This window comes from Streptosporangium saharense (assembly GCF_014203715.1).
In the GTDB taxonomy this organism is placed as follows: domain Bacteria; phylum Actinomycetota; class Actinomycetes; order Streptosporangiales; family Streptosporangiaceae; genus Streptosporangium; species Streptosporangium saharense.
Window position 1 is genome coordinate 259,611 of sequence record NZ_JACHJP010000012.1, and the last position, 17,476, is coordinate 277,086.

19 protein-coding genes and 1 riboswitch are annotated in these 17,476 nt (G+C 70.3%); of the genes, 9 read left to right on the forward strand and 10 right to left on the reverse strand.

The window, feature by feature from the left end; translation table 11 throughout:
* Nucleotides 1-62 precede the first annotated feature (62 nt).
* Nucleotides 63-740, forward strand: coding sequence for an FHA domain-containing protein (locus FHS44_RS36305; protein ID WP_184724006.1), 678 nt, complete (start codon nucleotides 63-65; stop codon nucleotides 738-740).
* Between the two features lie 60 nt (nucleotides 741-800).
* Here the strand turns inward: FHS44_RS36305 and pepN are convergent, their stop codons facing one another.
* Nucleotides 801-3,368, reverse strand: a complete 2,568-nt coding sequence (gene pepN, locus FHS44_RS36310; RefSeq protein ID WP_184724009.1) for an aminopeptidase N — start codon at nucleotides 3,366-3,368, stop codon at nucleotides 801-803.
* A 221-nt stretch (nucleotides 3,369-3,589) separates the two neighbouring features.
* Here pepN and FHS44_RS36315 point away from each other — a divergent pair, with 221 nt between their 5' ends.
* From FHS44_RS36315 to FHS44_RS36325, 3 genes are all read left to right on the forward strand, one after another.
* Nucleotides 3,590-4,210, forward strand: a complete 621-nt coding sequence (locus FHS44_RS36315) for a mycothiol-dependent nitroreductase Rv2466c family protein (protein WP_184724012.1) — start codon at nucleotides 3,590-3,592, stop codon at nucleotides 4,208-4,210.
* Between the two features lie 207 nt (nucleotides 4,211-4,417).
* Complete coding sequence (locus FHS44_RS36320; protein ID WP_184724015.1) at nucleotides 4,418-5,827, forward strand: aldehyde dehydrogenase family protein; 1,410 nt, start codon at nucleotides 4,418-4,420, stop codon at nucleotides 5,825-5,827.
* A gap of 94 nt (nucleotides 5,828-5,921) precedes the next feature.
* On the forward strand, nucleotides 5,922-6,350 hold the full coding sequence (locus FHS44_RS36325) for a hypothetical protein (RefSeq protein WP_184724018.1): 429 nt from the start codon (nucleotides 5,922-5,924) through the stop codon (nucleotides 6,348-6,350).
* 4 nt (nucleotides 6,351-6,354) lie between these two features.
* Here the strand turns inward: FHS44_RS36325 and def are convergent, their stop codons facing one another.
* Complete coding sequence (gene def / locus FHS44_RS36330) at nucleotides 6,355-6,843, reverse strand: peptide deformylase (RefSeq protein ID WP_184724021.1); 489 nt, start codon at nucleotides 6,841-6,843, stop codon at nucleotides 6,355-6,357.
* A gap of 97 nt (nucleotides 6,844-6,940) precedes the next feature.
* Here def and FHS44_RS36335 point away from each other — a divergent pair, with 97 nt between their 5' ends.
* Nucleotides 6,941-7,408: a ribose-5-phosphate isomerase gene (locus FHS44_RS36335; RefSeq protein ID WP_184724024.1), complete on the forward strand. Its 468-nt coding sequence runs from the start codon at nucleotides 6,941-6,943 to the stop codon at nucleotides 7,406-7,408.
* Here FHS44_RS36335 and FHS44_RS36340 read toward each other — a convergent pair.
* Nucleotides 7,387-7,584 (reverse strand): hypothetical protein, encoded by a 198-nt coding sequence (locus tag FHS44_RS36340; RefSeq protein ID WP_184724027.1) that lies wholly within the window; start codon nucleotides 7,582-7,584, stop codon nucleotides 7,387-7,389. The two genes, FHS44_RS36335 and FHS44_RS36340, sit on opposite strands and share 22 nt — an antisense overlap.
* Nucleotides 7,585-7,621: 37 nt before the next feature.
* The gene (locus FHS44_RS36345) at nucleotides 7,622-8,854 is read right to left on the reverse strand and encodes a GNAT family N-acetyltransferase (protein ID WP_184724030.1); all 1,233 of its coding nucleotides are present in this window, start codon (nucleotides 8,852-8,854) and stop codon (nucleotides 7,622-7,624) included.
* Nucleotides 8,855-8,972: 118 nt separating this feature from the next.
* On the opposite strand from FHS44_RS36345, the gene FHS44_RS36350 reads away from it, so the two are divergent.
* Nucleotides 8,973-10,088 carry a PP2C family protein-serine/threonine phosphatase gene (locus FHS44_RS36350; protein WP_184724033.1) on the forward strand — a complete coding sequence of 372 codons (1,116 nt, stop codon included), beginning with the start codon at nucleotides 8,973-8,975 and terminating at the stop codon, nucleotides 10,086-10,088.
* A 5-nt stretch (nucleotides 10,089-10,093) separates the two neighbouring features.
* On the opposite strand, the gene FHS44_RS36355 is transcribed toward FHS44_RS36350, so the two are convergent.
* A complete protein-coding gene (locus tag FHS44_RS36355; RefSeq protein ID WP_184724038.1) occupies nucleotides 10,094-10,699 on the reverse strand; it encodes a response regulator transcription factor in 606 nt (201 codons plus the stop codon).
* Nucleotides 10,700-10,891: 192 nt separating this feature from the next.
* On the opposite strand from FHS44_RS36355, the gene FHS44_RS36360 reads away from it, so the two are divergent.
* The gene (locus FHS44_RS36360; RefSeq protein WP_312863959.1) at nucleotides 10,892-12,193 is read left to right on the forward strand and encodes a M50 family metallopeptidase; all 1,302 of its coding nucleotides are present in this window, start codon (nucleotides 10,892-10,894) and stop codon (nucleotides 12,191-12,193) included.
* A gap of 41 nt (nucleotides 12,194-12,234) precedes the next feature.
* Nucleotides 12,235-12,750, forward strand: coding sequence for a MarR family winged helix-turn-helix transcriptional regulator (locus FHS44_RS36365; protein ID WP_184724041.1), 516 nt, complete (start codon nucleotides 12,235-12,237; stop codon nucleotides 12,748-12,750).
* Between the two features lie 87 nt (nucleotides 12,751-12,837).
* Here FHS44_RS36365 and FHS44_RS36370 read toward each other — a convergent pair whose 3' ends face one another.
* From FHS44_RS36370 to FHS44_RS36385, 4 genes are all read right to left on the reverse strand, one after another.
* On the reverse strand, nucleotides 12,838-13,848 hold the full coding sequence (locus FHS44_RS36370; RefSeq protein ID WP_312863960.1) for a coiled-coil domain-containing protein: 1,011 nt from the start codon (nucleotides 13,846-13,848) through the stop codon (nucleotides 12,838-12,840).
* Nucleotides 13,849-13,850: 2 nt separating this feature from the next.
* Nucleotides 13,851-13,985, reverse strand: a riboswitch (cyclic di-AMP (ydaO/yuaA leader).
* A gap of 71 nt (nucleotides 13,986-14,056) precedes the next feature.
* Entirely contained in the window at nucleotides 14,057-15,136 is a 1,080-nt protein-coding gene (galT, locus tag FHS44_RS36375; protein ID WP_184724044.1) for a galactose-1-phosphate uridylyltransferase, read from the reverse strand.
* Nucleotides 15,133-15,933 carry a DeoR/GlpR family DNA-binding transcription regulator gene (locus FHS44_RS36380; protein ID WP_184724047.1) on the reverse strand — a complete coding sequence of 267 codons (801 nt, stop codon included), beginning with the start codon at nucleotides 15,931-15,933 and terminating at the stop codon, nucleotides 15,133-15,135. The genes galT and FHS44_RS36380 overlap by 4 nt, the downstream gene beginning before the upstream one ends.
* Nucleotides 15,934-16,014: 81 nt before the next feature.
* The gene (locus FHS44_RS36385; protein WP_184724050.1) at nucleotides 16,015-16,611 is read right to left on the reverse strand and encodes an HD domain-containing protein; all 597 of its coding nucleotides are present in this window, start codon (nucleotides 16,609-16,611) and stop codon (nucleotides 16,015-16,017) included.
* 95 nt (nucleotides 16,612-16,706) lie between these two features.
* Between FHS44_RS36385 and FHS44_RS42795 the strand changes: the two genes are divergently transcribed.
* On the forward strand, nucleotides 16,707-16,784 hold the full coding sequence (locus tag FHS44_RS42795) for a 50S ribosomal protein bL37 (protein ID WP_376771640.1): 78 nt from the start codon (nucleotides 16,707-16,709) through the stop codon (nucleotides 16,782-16,784).
* On the opposite strand, the gene FHS44_RS36390 is transcribed toward FHS44_RS42795, so the two are convergent.
* Entirely contained in the window at nucleotides 16,781-17,350 is a 570-nt protein-coding gene (locus tag FHS44_RS36390; protein WP_184724053.1) for a TIGR03086 family metal-binding protein, read from the reverse strand. The genes FHS44_RS42795 and FHS44_RS36390 overlap by 4 nt on opposite strands.
* Nucleotides 17,351-17,476: the final 126 nt, after the last annotated feature.

Here is a 17,476-nt window from a genome sequence, read left to right on the forward strand (position 1 = left end):
CAAGGATCGTCACCGTGAGTATCCGTAAGCTTTCAGGGATCCTTGTCCAGAGGGGGGAGCAGGTGCTGGAGCTCGCTCCCGGCGAGCATGTCACCTTCGGCAGAGGACCGGTCGATCTCGTGCTGCCCGACCTCTCCGTCTCCCGGCTCGCCGGGCGGATCGACGCGGTCGCCGACTACTGGACGATCTCCAACCTGAGCCGCCGCTCGACCTACGTGGTGGACACCCCGGAGGGGGAGGGCGAGTTCGTCAGGGTGCCCCCGGGCCGGGTGCGCGCCCCGATCCCCTTCGAACTGGGCAGGGTACGGCTGACCAGGGACGCGGAAGACACCGGAGAGACGGCGTCGTTCCTGGTGTTCGCCCCCGAGCACGTCCTGCTCCACCCCGACGCCCCCGGACGAGAGTGGGAGACGGCGCCGACCGTCCCGCTGGACGTCACCGCGACCTACTTCCTGATCCTGGTCGCCCTCTGCGAACCCCGGCTGCGCGACCCGCTCTGCGGCGTCGTCCCGACCGTCCCGGAGATCATCATCCGGCTGGCACACCTCGGGCTCGGCCGTTCGGCGGTCAACTTCCACATCGACTATCTCGCCAGGGTGAAGCTCCAGGTCAGGGCGCCGGAACGGCCGGTCAGACCCGACTGGCGGCGGGCCGCGCTGGTCTCCCTGGCGCTGCGGCACGACCTGGTGACGACCGGGCACCTGGCGCTGCTCGAGACGCGCAGCCACATCCTGCCGTGACGCCCGACGCCCCTCACCGAAGGACGATGAGGGGCGTCGGGCCGGACCGACCGGCGAAGGTCAGGCCGCGGAGGCGTCCTTCGCCTGGGCGCGCAGGGCACGGCTGATGCCGTCGGCCCCTTCGAGCAGCAGCCGCCGCAGCGCCTGCGGGGGCTGGCTCTCCGAGATCAGGTCCTGGGTCCTGGCCACGGTCTCCGGCGAGATCGCCAGGACGGGGTAGCAGCCGTTGGCGAAGTTCTGGGCGCTGTCGGAGGTCCAGGACTTCCAGATGTCGCCTACCTCGTCGAAGTAGCGCTCCGCGTACGGCGCGAGCAGGTCCGGGTGGCGCGGGTCCATGAAGCCCATGAGCGTCGAACGCAGCAGGGCGCCGCTCAGCCTGCCCTCGGTGATGGCCGCCCACGCCGCCGCCTTGCCCTCGGGCGTCGGGATGGCGGCCCTGGCCAGGGCGGCGGAGCGCTCACCGGTCGCGGTGGCGTCACGCAGCAGTTCCTGGGCGACGTCCTCCTCGCCGAGGACACCGGCGGAGACCAGCGCCTGCACCAGCGTCCAGCGCAGGTCGGCGTCCACGGTCAGGCCCTCCAGCGTGGCCGAGCCGTCGAGCAGACCCTTCAGGAAGGCCAGGTCCTCCTCGGCGGAGGCGACCGCCGACAGGGCGTTGACGTAGGCGAGCTGGTGGTCGGAGCCGGGCTCGGCCGAGGCGACGAGCGAGCGCAGCCGCGCGGCCAGCGACGCCAGGCCCTCCTGGCGCCAGGCCGGGTCGGCGTACTGCTGGACGGCGAGGCGCGCCTGACGCAGCACCGTCTGGGCGACCGTGATGTCCTTGATCGACTCGATGCCCGAGTTCACCAGCGCCACGTAGTCACGGGTGGACATCTCGGCGTCGCGGGTCATGTCCCAGGCGGCCGACCAGCACAGGGCACGCGGCAGCGACTCGGTGAACCTGGCGATGCCGCCGTCCACCAGGGTCTGCAGCGAGCGCCCGTCGAGCCTGACCTTCGCGTAGGTCAGGTCGTCGTCGTTGATCAGGATCAGGTCGGGCTGGACCTCGCCGACCAGCTCGGTGACCGCGGTCCGCGCGCCGACCACGTCGAGCTCGACCCGCCGGGTGCGGACCAGGGCGCCGTCCCGCAGGGAGTACAGGCCGACGGCGACGCGGTGCGAACGCAGCGTCGGGTAGTCGGCCGGGGCCTCCTGCAGCACGTCGAACTCCAGGAAACGCCCCTCGGGGTCGGTGGTGAACGACGGGCGCAGCGTGTTGACCCAGGAGGTCTCCAGCCACTCCTTCGACCAGGAGGACAGGTCGCGGCCCGAGGTGCGCTCCAGCGCGCCGAGCAGGTCGGCCAGCGTGGTGTTGCCCCACGCGTGCTCGTTGAAGTAGTCACGGACACCGGCGAGGAAGTTGTCCAGGCCCACGTAGGCGACGAGCTGCTTGAGCACCGAGGCGCCCTTGGCGTAGGTGATGCCGTCGAAGTTGACCTCGACCGCGTGCATGTCGACGATGTCGGCGGCGATCGGGTGCGTCGAGGGCAGCTGGTCCTGGCGGTAGGCCCAGGCCTTCTCCACGTTGGCGAACGTCGTCCAGGAACCCTGACCCCAGCGGGTCGCCTCCGCCTGGCACAGCACCGAGGCGTAGGTGGCGAACGACTCGTTCAGCCACAGGTCGTCCCACCAGCGCATGGTGACCAGGTCGCCGAACCACATGTGCGCCATCTCGTGCAGGATCGTCTCCGCGCGGCGCTCGATGATCGCGTCGGTGACGCGCGAGCGGAAGACGTAGTCCTCAAGGAAGGTCACGCAGCCCGCGTTCTCCATCGCGCCCGCGTTGAACTCGGGGACGAACAGCTGGTCGTACTTGCCGAACGGGTAGCGGATGCCGAAGACGCGGTGGAAGAAGTCGAAGCCCTGCCTGGTGACCTCGAAGATGTTGTCCGCGTCCAGGTGCTCGGCGAGCGAGGCCCGGCAGTACAGGCCGAGCGGGATGCCGTCGTGCTCTGAGGTCACCTTGTGGTACGGCCCGGCGCACAGCGCGGTGATGTAGGTGGAGATCACCGGGGTCGGCGGGAAGTGCCAGCGCCTGGCGGCCTGGAGCGTGCCGTGACGGCCACTGTGCTCGGGAAGCTCCTCGACCGCGTCGGGCGCCGCGTTGGAGATCACCTCCCAGGAGGCGGGCGCGAGCACGGTCAGCTCGAAGGCGGCCTTGAGGTCCGGCTGGTCGAAGCAGGCGTACATCCGGTGGGCGTCGGCCGTCTCGAACTGGCTGTGCAGGTAGACGCTGTCGTCGACCGGGTCGACGAAGCGGTGCAGGCCCTCACCGGTGCGCATGTAGGAGCAGTCGGCGTCGACGCGCAGCTCGTTGTCCTCGGCCAGGTTCGGCAGCGGCAGCCGTCCGGTCTCCAGGTCGTAGGCGTCCACGTCGAGTTCGACGCCGTTCAGCACGGCTCTTCTGACCTTGGCCCCCGCCAGGTCGATGAAGGTCTCCGCGCCCGGACGGGTGCCGGTGAAGCGGACCGTGGTGATACTTTCGAAGCGTTCGTCTCCCTCGGTCAGATCGAGCTCCACGACATACGACTGCACGCTGATCAGCCGTGCGCGCTCGCGCGCCTCGTCACGGGTCAGATTGCCTGCCACTACCGCTCCCTCGTCAACAAATTCCCCCGCTTCGTTGCGAAGGGGTGCCTGAATCCTGCCACGTGAGGCCCTGGATCGTCGCCCCCGGAGGGCTGGGAGTCGACTGTCGATCATGTTCGGGGATAAAGACGCCGGTCAAGGTGATAACCCGTCATAGGAATAGGAAACTCCGTGTCGCGGGTTGTCGGTGTGCGAAGCCCTCACGATCAGAAAGCTGAGAGATGACTGAGCGCACTCCGGTCGACCTCTGGTTCGACCCCTTCTGCCCCTTCGCCTGGATGACCTCCCGCTGGCTGCTTGAGGTGGAGAAGGTCCGGCCCATCGAACCGCGCTGGCACATCATGAGTCTCAACATCCTCAACGAGGACAAGGACGTCCCCGAGACCTACCGCGAGATGATCGCCAAGGCCATCGGCCCGGTCCGCGTGGTCGCCGCCGTGCAGGACAAGTACGACTCGGAGACCGTCGGCAGGCTCTACACCGAGCTGGGCACGCGCTTCCACAACCAGGGGAGGCTCAAGGAGCTCGACACGCTCCGCGAGACCGTCGAGGAGGCCCTTGAGGCCGCCGGGCTCGACAGGGCCTTCGCGGACGCGATCGACTCCGAGGAGTTCGACGAGGTCCTGCGCGCCTCCCACGACGACGGCATCAACCGGGTCGGCCAGGAGGTCGGCACCCCCGTCATCGCCATCGGCGACGTCGCCTTCTTCGGCCCCGTCGTCTCCCCCGCGCCCAAGGGCGAGGAGGCGGCCAAGCTCTGGGACGGCGTCAGGCTCGTGGCGGGCATCGACGGCTTCTTCGAGCTCAAGCGCTCCCGCACCCGTCCCCCGATCTTCGACTGATCCGTACGGCTCCGCGTCCCGCCGGCGCCGGGTCCGGCGGGACGCGCCGTCCCGGATGTCACGAGTTTTCAAGGATCCTGGATATTCCCTGCCTGGGGGAGCGCCTGGCCGTACGCTCGTCGCGAAGGCGGACGGGCGTGTCACAGTGGCGCGGTGGCGCTCCGTGGAGCCCTCGTCCCGCCACCACCCCGCGCGAGGATGAGAGACATGCGTCACCTTTACCTGAACGGAGCGTGGCAGCCGTCGGCGTCCGGCGAGTGGATCGGCGTCGTCAACCCCGCGACCGAGGAGACCGTCGACCGTGTGCCCGCGGGGTCTCCCGCCGACGTCGAGGTCGCGGTCGCCGCGGCCCGCAGGGCCCTGCCCGAGTGGTCGCGTACGGCTCCCGCGGAACGGGCCCGCCTGCTGGCCGCCGCGGCCGACCTGATCCGCGACCGCGCCGACCAGATCGCCAGGATCGTCGCCACCGACGTGGGCACGCCGTACGGCCTGGCGGCGCGGGTGCAGACGCTTCTGCCCGCGGAGGTGCTGTCCTCCTACGCCGGGCTGGCCGAGACCTACGACTTCGAGGGCGGCAGGGTCGGCAACTCCCGCGTCCTGAGGGAGCCCGCCGGGGTCGTCGGGGCCATCACGCCGTGGAACTACCCGCTCCACCAGGCCGTGGCCAAGGTCGCCCCGGCGCTGGCCGCCGGGTGCACGGTGGTGCTCAAGCCCAGCGAGGTCGCGCCGCTCGCGGCCTACGCGTTCGCCGAGATCCTCGACGAGGTCGGGCTGCCCCGCGGGGTCTTCAACATGCTCAGCGGCCGGGGCTCGGTCGTCGGTGAGGCGCTGGCCACCCACCCCGAGGTGGACATGGTCTCCTTCACCGGCTCGACCAGGGCGGGCAGGAGGGTGGCGGCGCTGGCCGCGGAGACCGTCAAGCGCGTCACCCTCGAACTCGGCGGCAAGTCGGCCAGCGTCGTGCTGCCGGACGCCGACCTGGGGGCCGCGGTCAAGGCGACCGTGGCCAACGCCTACCTCAACTCCGGCCAGACGTGCTCGGCCCTGACCCGCATGATCGTCCACCGCGACCAGTACGACGACGCCGTCTGGCTGGCGGTCGACCTCGCCAGGACGTACACCGTCGGCGACCCCTTCGACGAGGGCACCCGGCTCGGCCCGCTGGTCTCGGCCGCGCAGCGCGAGCGGGTCGTCCGCTACATCAACCGGGGCGAGGAGGAGGGCGCCAGACTCGTCACCGGCGGCGTCGACAACCCCCGCGAGCGGGGCTTCTACGTCGAGCCGACGGTCTTCGCCGGGGTCGAGCCGGGGATGGTCATCGAGCAGGAGGAGATCTTCGGCCCGGTCCTGGTGATCGTCCCCTACAGCCGCGGTGAGAACGAGGCCGTCGACATCGCCAACGGCACGCCGTACGGCCTGGCGGGCGCGGTGTGGGCGGGGGACGAGGAGCACGCGCTGTCGGTCGCGCGCAGGCTGCGGGCGGGCCAGGTGACGGTCAACGGGGGCAGGTTCAACCCGCTGGCGCCCTTCGGGGGATACAAGCAGTCGGGCGTCGGCCGGGAGCTCGGCGTCTCAGGGCTTGAGGAGTTCCTGGAGACCAAGGCGGTTCACCTGTAGGCCGGTGTCCGGTATCGGACGGTCAACGCAGAACATCCTGGGTAAAACCCTCCGGAAGGACTCGTAAGGCATCGCCTCTGCCGGAGGGCGTCGCATGAGACTGGGCACCACGCGTCTGACCGCTTTCGACCTGGTGATCGCCGCAGGGGGACTGCTGCTGGTGGTGCTGGCCGTACAGAACCTCGGGCCCGCTCTGGCGGCGCTGCGCGGGGTGGGCACCTGGGGCACCTTCACCGCCAGACGGGTCGAGTGCGTCCAGCATCCGGGACACGAGCAGTGCACCTGGACGGGGGAGTTCAAGGGCGGTCAGGTCGTCCGGCCGGAGATCGGCTTCTACGGCGGTGACCGGGAGACCTTCACCCCCGGCCAGACCGTCAGGGCCTTCGACACCGGCCGCCAGGGTCACGTGTACGGCGAGGGCGGCTCCAACGAGTGGATCGTGGTCGTCCTGCTGCTGGCCGCGGGCCTCGGCCTGATGTCCCGACCCCTCTTCCGGCTGCGCCGCCGCCCGGCCTCCCCGTGAGGTGTCAGCGGGCCTGGAGGAGAACCCTGCGGGCGGCGTCCTTGGCGAGACGGTCCACGTAGAGCATGCCGTCGAGGTGGTCGGTCTCGTGCTGGAAGCAGCGCGCGAGCATGCCCCTCGCCTTGATCTGGATCGGACGGCCGAGCCGGTCGAGGCCGCGCACCGTGACACCCGCCGCGCGAGGAGTGCTCGCGTAGACCGGGGTGCCGCTGTCCTTGCCGGGGATCGACAGGCAGCCCTCCTCCTCCATGACCGCGGCGTCGTCGTCGACGGTCAGCACGGGGTTGATCACGTGCCCCTTGCGCTTGCTGCAGTCGTAGACGAAGATCCGCTTCGAGACACCGATCTGCGGACCGGCGAGGCCGACGCCCTGCGCGGCGTACATCGCGTCGAACATCTCGTCGATCAGGCGGCGCAGATCACGGTCGAACTCGGTGACCGGGTCGGCGGACGTACGCAGGACGGGGTCGCCGACCACTCGGATGTCACGCATCAGGACTCTCTCTTGTAAGGGCTACGGCAGTAGGTTGACCGTTACCTTATCCGGGGTGGGGGTCGAGGCCGCCAGTCGTACCTGCGAAACTGGGCCTGTGCGCGTCTACATCGGTGCCGACCATGCCGGCTATGACCTCAAGAACCACCTCGTCTCCTGGCTCAAGGAGCACGGCCACGACGTGACGGACTGCGGGCCGTTCGTCTACGACGCGGAGGACGACTATCCCGCGTTCGTGCTGCGCGCGGCGCTCGGCGTCGCGGACGACCCGGGCAGCCTGGGGATCGTCATCGGCGGCTCGGGCAACGGCGAGCAGATCGCGGCGAACAAGGTGCGCGGGATCCGCGCGGCCCTGGCCTGGAGCGAGGACACCGCCAAGCTGGCCCGTGAGCACAACAACGCCAACGTGGTCAGCCTCGGCGCCAGGATGCACACGCAGGAGGAGGCGGTCCGCTTCGTCGAGTTGTTCCTCACCACCCCCTACTCGGGGCAGGAGCGGCACAACCGCAGGATCGCCCAGTTGACGTCCTACGAGACGATCGGTCAGCTTCCGCCGCTGCCCTGACGCTCCTGGGCGGGCCTCGGTCCCGGGGCCCTGCGGCGCGCGGAGGACTGTCCGCGCTGTGTCTCGTCCCGCAGGGGCCGCCTGTCGGCGGCCTCCTGCTGCTCACTCGTCGGCCGGGAGACGTCCCTGGCTCGCATGGCGACGGTCGCGTTGATCTGCAAGCTCTGCAGTGCCATGCCTCACCCTAACCCGCGCCGTCACGCCGGGGGAGGGTCAGAAGACCAGACCGGCCCAGGGGGCCGGGTCCCATGACATCGCGGTCGAAAGCCGCCTGACCGCCCCCTCGCGCGTCTCGCGCACCAGCCCCGCGGCCTGCGTGGCCGCGAGCGGGCGTCCCCCCATGTAGGCCGCGCTCAGTATGGAGATCGGCACGACCAGGTCGGCCTCGGCGTCGTCGGCGGGCACGCACCGGGCCTGCTGGGTGTCGGCCGTCAGCCGCCAGCGGCGCGCGTTCCACGGGCAGACCGGGTCCTCGACCTCGATCACCACGTCCACGGGCGCCGAGTAGCGCCGCAGGGGAAGCGCCCGTTCGACGTCCACGACGCGGATCCACAGCTCGTCCAGCCACGCGGCGTTGAGGTGGCGGGGCTCGGCCAGCAGGTGGATCAGCGGGTCGTCCGAGGGCCGCATGCCCGCCGTGACCCGGGTGACCAGGTCGCGGTCGAGCACGTGCCGCCAGAGCAGGGCGTAGGCGGCCGGGTCGAGCCCGACCAGCTCCTTGAGCCGCAGCTCGCCGTCCGGCACGTCGTGGACGGTGAAGGACGGCTTGATCCTGAAGAGCGCGTAGCCACGGGGACCCCCGTCGTCCTCGACGACCACGGCGCGCAGCACGCCCGCGTCACCCCGGTCGCTCTCCTGGTCGGACAGTACCGAGTCCCAGCGGGTCTGCGTACGGGCGTAGAGGCCGGGGCGGCTGTCGAGCCCGGCCTCGAAGACCTTCTCGAAGGTGCTCCTGGCCGCCACGGGATCGACGAGGCGCAGCCGCAGCGAGGGATCGACCGGGGCGTTCCCGACGAACGCCGAACGGTGGGTGGGGATGTCGAAGGTGAGGGTGTCCGCGGCTCTGCCGAACCCGAAACGTCCGTAGATCGCGGCCTCGGAGGCGTACAGGGCGGCGATCGACTCACCCTGTTCGCGCAGTACGGCGAGCTGGCGGGTCATGAGGCCGGACAGGATGCCCCTGCGGCGGTGTGAGGGAAGCACGGCGACCGCGGTGACGCCCGCGACCGGGGCCGCGCCGCCGGGGACCGTCATGGTGAAGCCGCACAGACAGACGGCGCCGACCAGTTCCTCGCCGTCGAAGGCGCCGAGCGACCGGTCGAGCTCGACCAGGTTCTTGAACAGCTCCCAGCGGTGCGGGGGGAAGGCGTTGCCGAAGGCCTCTTCGTCCACCCGCATCCACGCAGGGTAATCGTTTTCGGTCAGAGAACGCAGGCTAAGGCTCATTCGTCCTACGGTAGGTCGGACAAACCCTCCCGGCCATTCAATATCCGCCCTTAATGATCAAGGCATTGGTCAAGTGGGCTGCCCAAACGGGAGGTGGGCCGATACAGTCGAGCGCATCATGAGTTCCCGTCCGGTGCCGCTGATACCTCCGGCGCTCCGTGCGTTCCTGGTGAGGGTGCCCCTTCTGGTCCCCCTCGTACGGCTTCTGCGTCGTGGGCCGCTGGCCCGTGACCGCAACCTGCTCGTCACGCTGATCGTGCTCACGCTCGTGGTCGGCGGCCTGGGCGCCAGGATCTCCGCGGAGTGGTTCTCACCCGCGCTCATGATCCCGATCACCCTCCTCGGCGGCCTGCAGCTCAGGCTCCGCAGTCTGGTCAAACTGCTGTGCGCGGTCGCGGTCTGCCTGATCTACGTGGGGGTCACCCGCGGCATCGAGCACATCGGCCCCGGCATGCTGGCCACCTTCGGCTTCACCGGGGTGCTGGCCGCGCTGATGGCACGTACCAGAGGCAAGCTCGGCGTGCAGGGGCTGCGCGGCGACGCGATGCTGCTGGAGCTGCGCGACCGGCTCAAGCGCCAGAGCGAGCTGCCCCGGCTGCCCAAGGGCTGGGACTCACGGGTCGTGCTCACCCAGGCGGGTGGCTCCTCCTTCGGCGGCGACTTCCTGGTCTCCATGCGCGAGGGCGACACGGTCGAACTCGCCCTCGTCGACGTCTCCGGCAAGGGCGTGGACGCCGGGACCAGGGCGCTGATGCTCTCCGGGACGTTCGGCGGCCTGCTCGGCTCGGTCTCCGACTTCCTGGGCTCGTGCAACACCTACCTGCACCGCCAGCGCGAGGCGGAGGGCTTCGTGACGGCCGTGCACGTCCGGCTCAACCTCGCGACCGGCGAGTACGTCATCACCTCGGCCGGGCACCCGCCGGTGGTCAAGTTCGACTCGGGGGCGGGCGCCTGGCGGGTCTCCCCGGCCAAGGGCGTGGTCCTCGGGATCGTTCCCGACCTGCACTGCGAGCCCGACCGGGGGATGCTCCGTAAGGGCGACGCCCTCATGCTCTACACCGACGGGCTGATCGAGCAGCCGGGACGCGACATCGACGCGGGCCTCGACCGCCTGCTCGGGGAGGCGGAACGGCTGCTGCCCTCGGGCTTCCGCAGCGGCGCACGCAGCCTGGTCGCCTCCATGTCGGCCGGACACAACGACGACTGCGCCCTGATCCTCATCTGGCGCCCCTGAGGGGCCTACAGCCACCCGGAGTCGCTGGCGATCCGCACGGCGTCGAGCCTGCTGCGGGCCCGGGTCTTGCACATGATCCGCGACAGGTGGTTGCGGACCGTTCCAACCGAGAGGAAGAGCTGGTCGGCGATCTCGTTGGACCGCGCCCCGAGGGCGGCCAGCCTGAGCACGTCCATCTCCCTGCGGGTCAGCGGGTTCTCCGCGATCTCCAGGGCGGCCACGGCCAGTTCGGGATCGACGACCCGCTGCCCTGCCGCGACCCTGCGGATGCCCGAGGCGAGCTGCTCGGGGCTGACCCCCAGGCTCATGAGCCCGAGCGCGTGCGCCGCGAAGGCCCGCCGTACCTGACCCGGCTTGGGGCGGTGTGAGACCAGCAGGACGCCGCAGCCGGGAGCCTGGGCGTGCAGTTCGAGCGCGACGGCGAAACCGTCGGCACCGGGCAGGTCGAGGTCGACGACTGCCGTCTCAGGACCGTGTTCGAGGACGGCGGGCAGGACGGCGTCTCCCGCGCTGACCTCCGCGACGACCTTCAGACCGGCCTCGCTCTCAAGCGAGGCCACCAACCCCCGGCGGACCACCGGCCGGTGCTCGGCAACGAGGATCCCGATCACGTTCGCCCCCCGACAGCTCTCTCGCTGGGTCACCGAGCGGTCGCTCACTGTCAACGAAGTCTCTCTGTTCGGCAAGGCCCGCGCAAGGGGCGGGGCGCGGGGAGGTTCGTCGGCGACGCCTGGGCCCGCGATAATTCGGCTAATCTCTTAGGGGGCGTTGTCCGCGGCTCCGCGACCGGGGGGTAGGAACCTGTGAGCTGGCTCTTCGGGATCGCTGTCTTCTTCTTCGGACTGATGGCGTCGATCGCGCTGCACGAGGTGGGCCATCTGGTCCCCGCCAAATTGTTCGGCGTCAAGGTCACCCAGTACATGGTCGGCTTCGGTCCGACGATGTGGTCACGGCGCAGGGGCGAGACCGAGTACGGCGTCAAGTGGATTCCGCTGGGCGGCTACATCCGGATGATCGGCATGCTCCCGCCGAGGCCGGCCGACGACCCGAACAAGCTGCGCGCCGTCTCGACCGGCCCGTGGCGTGCCCTGATCGAGAACGCCCGTGACGTGGCGCTTGAGGAGGTCAGGCCGGGCGACGAGAACCGGGTCTTCTACCGCAAGCCGTGGTGGCAGAAGGTCATCGTCATGGCGGGCGGCCCCGCGATGAACTTCGTGCTGGCCTTCGTGCTGTTCGCGGTTGTGCTGATGGGCTTCGGCGTCGGCGTGCTGACGACGCGGGTCGACTCGGTCCCCAAGTGCGTCAAGACCACCGCCGAGTACACCAAGAACCCCGAGTGCACCTCCGCCGACAAGCCGAGCCCCGCCGCCGCGGCCGGGCTGCGCCCCGGTGACGTCATCGTCTCCGTGGCGGGCAAGCCGACCCCGACCTGGGAGGAGGCGACCCGGGCCATCCGGGGGCACGGCGCGGGACCGGTCGCGATCGGCGTCACCAGGAACGGCCAGGCGGTCACCCTGAACGCCACCCTCATCGCCCAGGACCGTGAGTCGCTCGACGTGCCCGGGAAGATCGACAAGGGGGTCGGCTACCTCGGCGTCAGCCCCACCACGATCATCGAGCGGCAGGGCATCGGCTCGGTGACCACCCAGATGTGGAACCTCACCGCGGCGACCGCGGGCTCGCTGATGCGCTTCCCCGAGAAGATGGTCGGCGTGTGGAACGCCGCCTTCTCCGGCGAGGAGCGCGACAAGAACGGCCCGATCGGCATCATCGGGGCGGGCCGCATCGGCGGTGAGATCGCCGCCTCCTCCGCCCCGCTGGAGAACAAGGTCGCGACCTTCATCAACCTGCTGGCGGGCTTCAACCTGGCGATCGGCCTGTTCAACCTCATCCCGCTGCTCCCGCTCGACGGGGGGCACATTGCGGGCGGCCTGTGGGAGGGCCTCAAGCGGGCCTTCGCGCGGGTGACCCGCCGCCCGACCCCGGGGCACGTGGACATCGCCAAGGCGCTTCCGCTGACCTACGCGATCGCCTTCGTGATGGTCATCATGGCCGGTCTGCTGATGTACGCCGACCTGGTCAACCCCGTCCGTCTGGCAGGCTGAGCGTTCCGGGAACCGGTCGTGCGCACGGGTAAGGTTGCGTCGTGAGGGATGTAACGCCGGGAGCGGTGATCGACGTGGCACTGTTCCGACTGCGCAGGATCTGGGCGCGGCCGTTGCGTCCACGCAGGGCCGACCAGCAGCGGGCGGTGCAGATGTCGAACGTGATGGTCGTGCACGCCGTACACAAGCTGGAGTTGGATCTTCCCGAGGTGACCGTCGGGGCCGTGGCCGAGCAGCTCGACGTCGATCCCTCGACCGCGAGCAGGCTGGTCAACGACGCGGTCGGCGCCGGGTTCGTCGAGCGTGAGGAGTCCGAGTTCGACGCCAGGCGGGCCAGGCTGCGGCTGAGCCCGAGGGGGCGGCGCGTGCGGGAGGTGGTCGTCGCCTCCCGGCGTGCCTACGTGGACAGCCTGATCGCCGACTGGGACGAGGCGGACCGGGAGGTCTTCGCCAGGCTGCTCACCCGTTTCGCCGAGGCGAGCGTGGCCCACCCGCCCGACCTGTCGCACCTCGACCGGCGCATCGCGGAGGCGATAGCCGAGACGACCGTGGGGTGACCCCGCAGGGAAGCCGGGGTCACGCGGGTGCGCGGGTGTGGTGTGGGGGCGGCGCACCCGCGTGACCGGCTGGGAGGCGGGCGTCTTTCAGTACATCGAGATGTGCACGTGGTCGTAGTGGTTGGCGGTGACGCCACCTCGGTCGGACATGGCGCGCCAGCCGGAACCGGTGTTGATGCGCTGACGCCAGATCACGTACTTGACGCCGAGCCTGCTCTTGTTCTCCAGGGCCCAGGCGGCGATCTCGTCGCCGAGCTTGACGTTCTCCGCGGTGGGCACGGACCCGCCGGTGCTCATCATGAAGTCGCAGGCGCGGCCGAGGGGGTGCTCGCCCCCGTCGTTCTCCGCCCGGTAGCAGCCGACCTCATGGGGCAGCTCGAAGGCCCGCTCGACGGCCTCGCGCATGATCCGCGTGCGGTCGGTGATGTTGTCGGTCCCGGTGGGCAGCTGGGGCGCCCAGCTTCCGTCGGCGAGACGTCCCGAGCCCGTGGGGACGAGTTGCTGGAGTTTGTCCTCGATCACGCGGATGACCTTCTCCGCGTCCTCGCGCTGAACCTGCACGTCCTTGGCCTCCTGTCCGATCCTCCTGGAGAGCTGGGCCGCCCTGTCGGCGGCCTGTTTCATGAGGTCCCGGCTGCGGGCGAAGTTCTGTAGCTGGGCGCTCTGCTGGGCGGTGAGCTGTTCCATGACGGCCGCGCCGCCCACGCTGGGGGCCGAAAGGATCGAGGGCAGGTCGAGGGGGCCGTTCTGGTAACGGACCTGGACGATGGAGGCGACCTGCCTGCCCGCCTCGGCGTAGGCCTCCTCGGCCTCGCGCAGGTCGGCCTTGGCGTCCTTCTCCGCCTCCTGCGCCTTCTTCAGGGACTCCCGTTTCGCGGCGTAGGTCTCGATGAGCCGGTCGATCTTCTTGTTGAGCTGGGCCAGTTCGGCGCGGAGCTGGGACTCGTTGGGCTTCGGCGCGGCGCCCGCAGTCCCCGCGGTGCCGAGGACCAGGCCGAAGGTGAGGGCCGAGGCCAGGCAGGCGGCGGCCGTACGGTGTCGGAATGTGCGTGACGCGGGGGACGTCGTGGGGGACGTCTTGGGGGACAGAGCCGTCACAGCTCTCCTCTCCTGACGCCGACCGGGTTAGCTGACGGGTTCGGGCTGGAGGAAGCCCTTCCACCGAAGTGGTTCACCCCAGATGCGTGGGTCCCCGGCTCTCAGGTGAGGCACCTGAGATTAGGCATATCGGGCTGTTTGTCCGATGCGTGAGGATAGTAGTGGTAAACGGGTGGCCGCGCGACCCCAAGACGAGACCAATCGGTGATCAATCCGTGACAACGGCCCGCAGACGCCGCGCGGTCTCCTCGGGGAGCACGTCGTTCACGAAGGCCCCCATGGCCGATTCCGACCCGGCGAGATACTTCAGCTTGTCCGGCGCCCTGCGGATGCTGAACAGCTCAAGGTGCGTGTACGCCAGGTCCCTGCCCTCCCGCACCGGTGCCTGGTGCCAGGCCGAGACGTACGGCATGGGCACCCCGAACAGGCCGTCAAGGCGGCGCAGCACCTCGGTGTAGAGCGGTCCGAAGGCCGTACGCTCCGCGGGTTCGAGTTCGTCGAGACCGGCGACCCTGCGGTGCGGATAGAGGTGGACCTCGACCGGCCAGCGGGCCGCGGCGGGCACGAACGCCGTCCAGTGCTCGTTGGCCGCGACCACGCGCTCGGCGGCCTCCCGCTCGGCCGCGAGCACGTCGGCGAAGAGGTCGCCGCCGGTGCGCTCCCTGTGGCGCCGCGCCGCGCCGAGAAGGGTCCGGGTGCGCGGGGTCACGTAGGGATAGGCGTAGATCTGGCCGTGCGGGTGGGGCAGCGTGATGCCGATCTCCGGCCCGCGGTTCTCGAAGCAGAACACCTGCTCGACCCCGGGTAGCGCGGAAAGCTCCACGGTGCGGTCGATCCACGCCTCCATCACCAGCTCGACTCGCTCCGGCGAGAGCATGGAGAAGGACAAGTCGTGCTCGGAGGTGAAGCAGACGACCTCGCACCTGCCAACGCCGGGCCGTACCTCACTCAGGCCGCCCACCTGCGGATAGGTGCCCAGGTTCGCGGAGAAGGACGGGAAGCGGTTCTCGAAGACCGCCACGTCGTAGGTGGGGGAGGGGATCTCGGTCGGGCGGCCTGGCGCGGAGGGGCACAGCGGGCACTCGTCGGCGGGCGGCAGGAACGTACGGCCCTGCCGGTGCCCGGCGATCGCGACCCACTCCTCGGTGAGCGGGTCGTAACGCAGCTCGGAGGCGGTCGGCCGGGGCGGCAGGTCACGTCTGTCGGTCGCGCTCCGGTCCGCGTCGTCCCGCAGGTCGTAGTAGAAGAGCTCGCGGCCGTCGGCCAGGTGGGTCGCGGTGCGTCTCATCGGTCTCGCGTCCCGTCGTGCCGGGCCGGTTCGGCGACGACCAGCTCGCCGACCCTGGTGGCGAGTTCCTCGCGGGCCTCCTGGCCCAACCCGGCGTCGGTGATCAGGACGTGGGCCTCGGACAGCGCGGCGATCGTGCTGATCCCGACAGTTCCCCACTTGGTGTGGTCGGCGGGCACGACCAGGCGGTGCGCCGAGGCGACGAGTGCCCTGTCGGTCTCCGCCTCAAGCAGGTTGGGGGTGGTGAACCCGGCGCGGACGCTCATCCCGTGCACGCCGAGGAACAGGGTGTCCACGTGCAGTCCCCTGACGGCGGCGACGGCCACCGGGCCGACCAGCGCGTCGGAGGGGGTGCGCACCCCGCCGGTCAGCACCACGGTGCGGTCGGCGCGCGGTGCCCGGTGGAAGACCTCGGCGATCCGGATCGAGTTGGTGATCACCGTCAGCTCGGGCACGTCGGTCACGAAGTGGGCGAGCGTCCACGTCGTGGTCCCCGCGGACAGCGCTATCGCCGTGCCCGGCCTGACGAGGTCGGCGGCGTGCCTGGCGATGGCCTCCTTCTCCGGCTGCTGGCGCGCGGACTTGGCGGTGAACCCGGGCTCCTCGGTCGAACCCGGCCCCGTGGCCGTCGCCCCGCCGTGGACCTTCTCGACGAGGCCGCGCTCCGCCAGGGCCTCAAGGTCCCTGCGGATCGTCATGTCGGAGACGCCGAACTCGCGGACCAGGTCGGCGACCCTGACCCCGCCGCTGCCGCGCACCCGTTCGAGAATCACCTGCTGCCGCTGCTGGGCGAGCATCAATCCCCCCTCAATCCACCAGACTCCAGCAAATTACCACAAGGTCACGAAGGAGAATGTTGGATTGTGGGGGTTAATCGCTCACAGTCGCTCAAGCTCGGCGTGGATGTTCGCCCGTGCCTGCGCTTCGAGGTCCGCGACGTGGAAGATCACGGGGAGGTCGAGTAGCGAGCGCAGCACGGCCGCCCTGCCCCGCCTGAAGTCCTCGTCCGGCACGAAGGAGTACTCCTCGCGCACCGCGGCGGCGTAGGCGGCGTACTCCTCCGGCGAGGAGGCCAGGATCGCCAGGTCGGCGTCGCACAGCACGGCCCCGTCCGCGTCCCCGGGCTCGGGGGCGTGGGTGACCGTGAGCCTGACAAGGCGCGCGACCGTCGCGACGGCCTCGGGGGAGACCCCCAGCTCGGGCAGCGCCCGCTCGGCGATCCTGGCGCTGCGCTCCTCGTTGTCACCCCGCCGGGGGTCGTAGACGGCGTCGTGGAACCAGGCCGCGAGCCGTACCAGATCGGGGTTGGCGGCACTGTCCGCGAGCGCGTCGACGTGGTCGAGCACGGTCTCCAGGTGGGTGGTCGTGTGATACCTGCGGTGCGGCTCGCCGTACCGGGACAGCAGGTCGGCGCCGAGCCGGTCGGCCTCGGTCCCGGCCAGGGAGCGCCAGCGCGCCATCAGCTTCTCGCTCATGCGAGGAGCCTAGGACCCCCCTCTTGTACGGCGGGCGACTCAGGAGGAACGTGGTAAGTGGGGCCATTCGACGGGCCCCACGGAAGGAGGGCGACATGGGGAAACGAGCGCGCAAGAACCGTGCCCGCAAGAGGAGCAAGGCCAACCACGGAAAACGCCCGACGTCGCGTTAGCCGCGGCGTCCCCACGAGGCGAGCAGACGCGTCTGGGCGTCGGTGTCCGAGGGGGTCGGCTGCTGCTCCCCGATGACCCCCGCCTGCCGGTAGCCGGCCTCCGCGCCCGCGAACCACGCCGCGCACGCCTCGACCAGCTCAGGATCGAGCCGCTCGTCGGCGCCGATCGCCCTGGCCAGGTCCCAGGTGTGGATGAGGGCGTCGGCGAACAGCTCGGTGACGTACTCCCCGCCGGGCACGTCCCCGAAGGAGAGCCTGACCAGGCGGGTCAGCGCCCCCTCCTCGTAGGCGGCCTGCACCGCGGCCGTCGCCGAGGTGTCGAACGCCTTCAGCGGGTCGTCGCCGAGCAGGTCGCCCTCGAAGGTGTCCCCGACCTCGGCGGCGGTCCGGCCACCGAGCAACTCCGGAGCCCACAGGTTCTCGCTGACCACGTGGTTGACGAGCGCTCGCACGTCCCAGTCCACGCAGGGCGTCGGGTTGTGCCACTGCTCCGGGGGGATCCTGTGCACGAGAGCGCCGAAGTCGTCCAGCGCGCGCCGGTAGGCCTCGCGTACGTCGATGATCATGATGCCCTCCCCAGCTCCTCAATTCGACCGTAACTCCTGAATGGCCAGGAGTCATCGCGCTCGTCGGGCATGACCATGGGTGTGACGAACTCGCTCGACGAGCCTCGCGATGGCCGATAGTGAGGT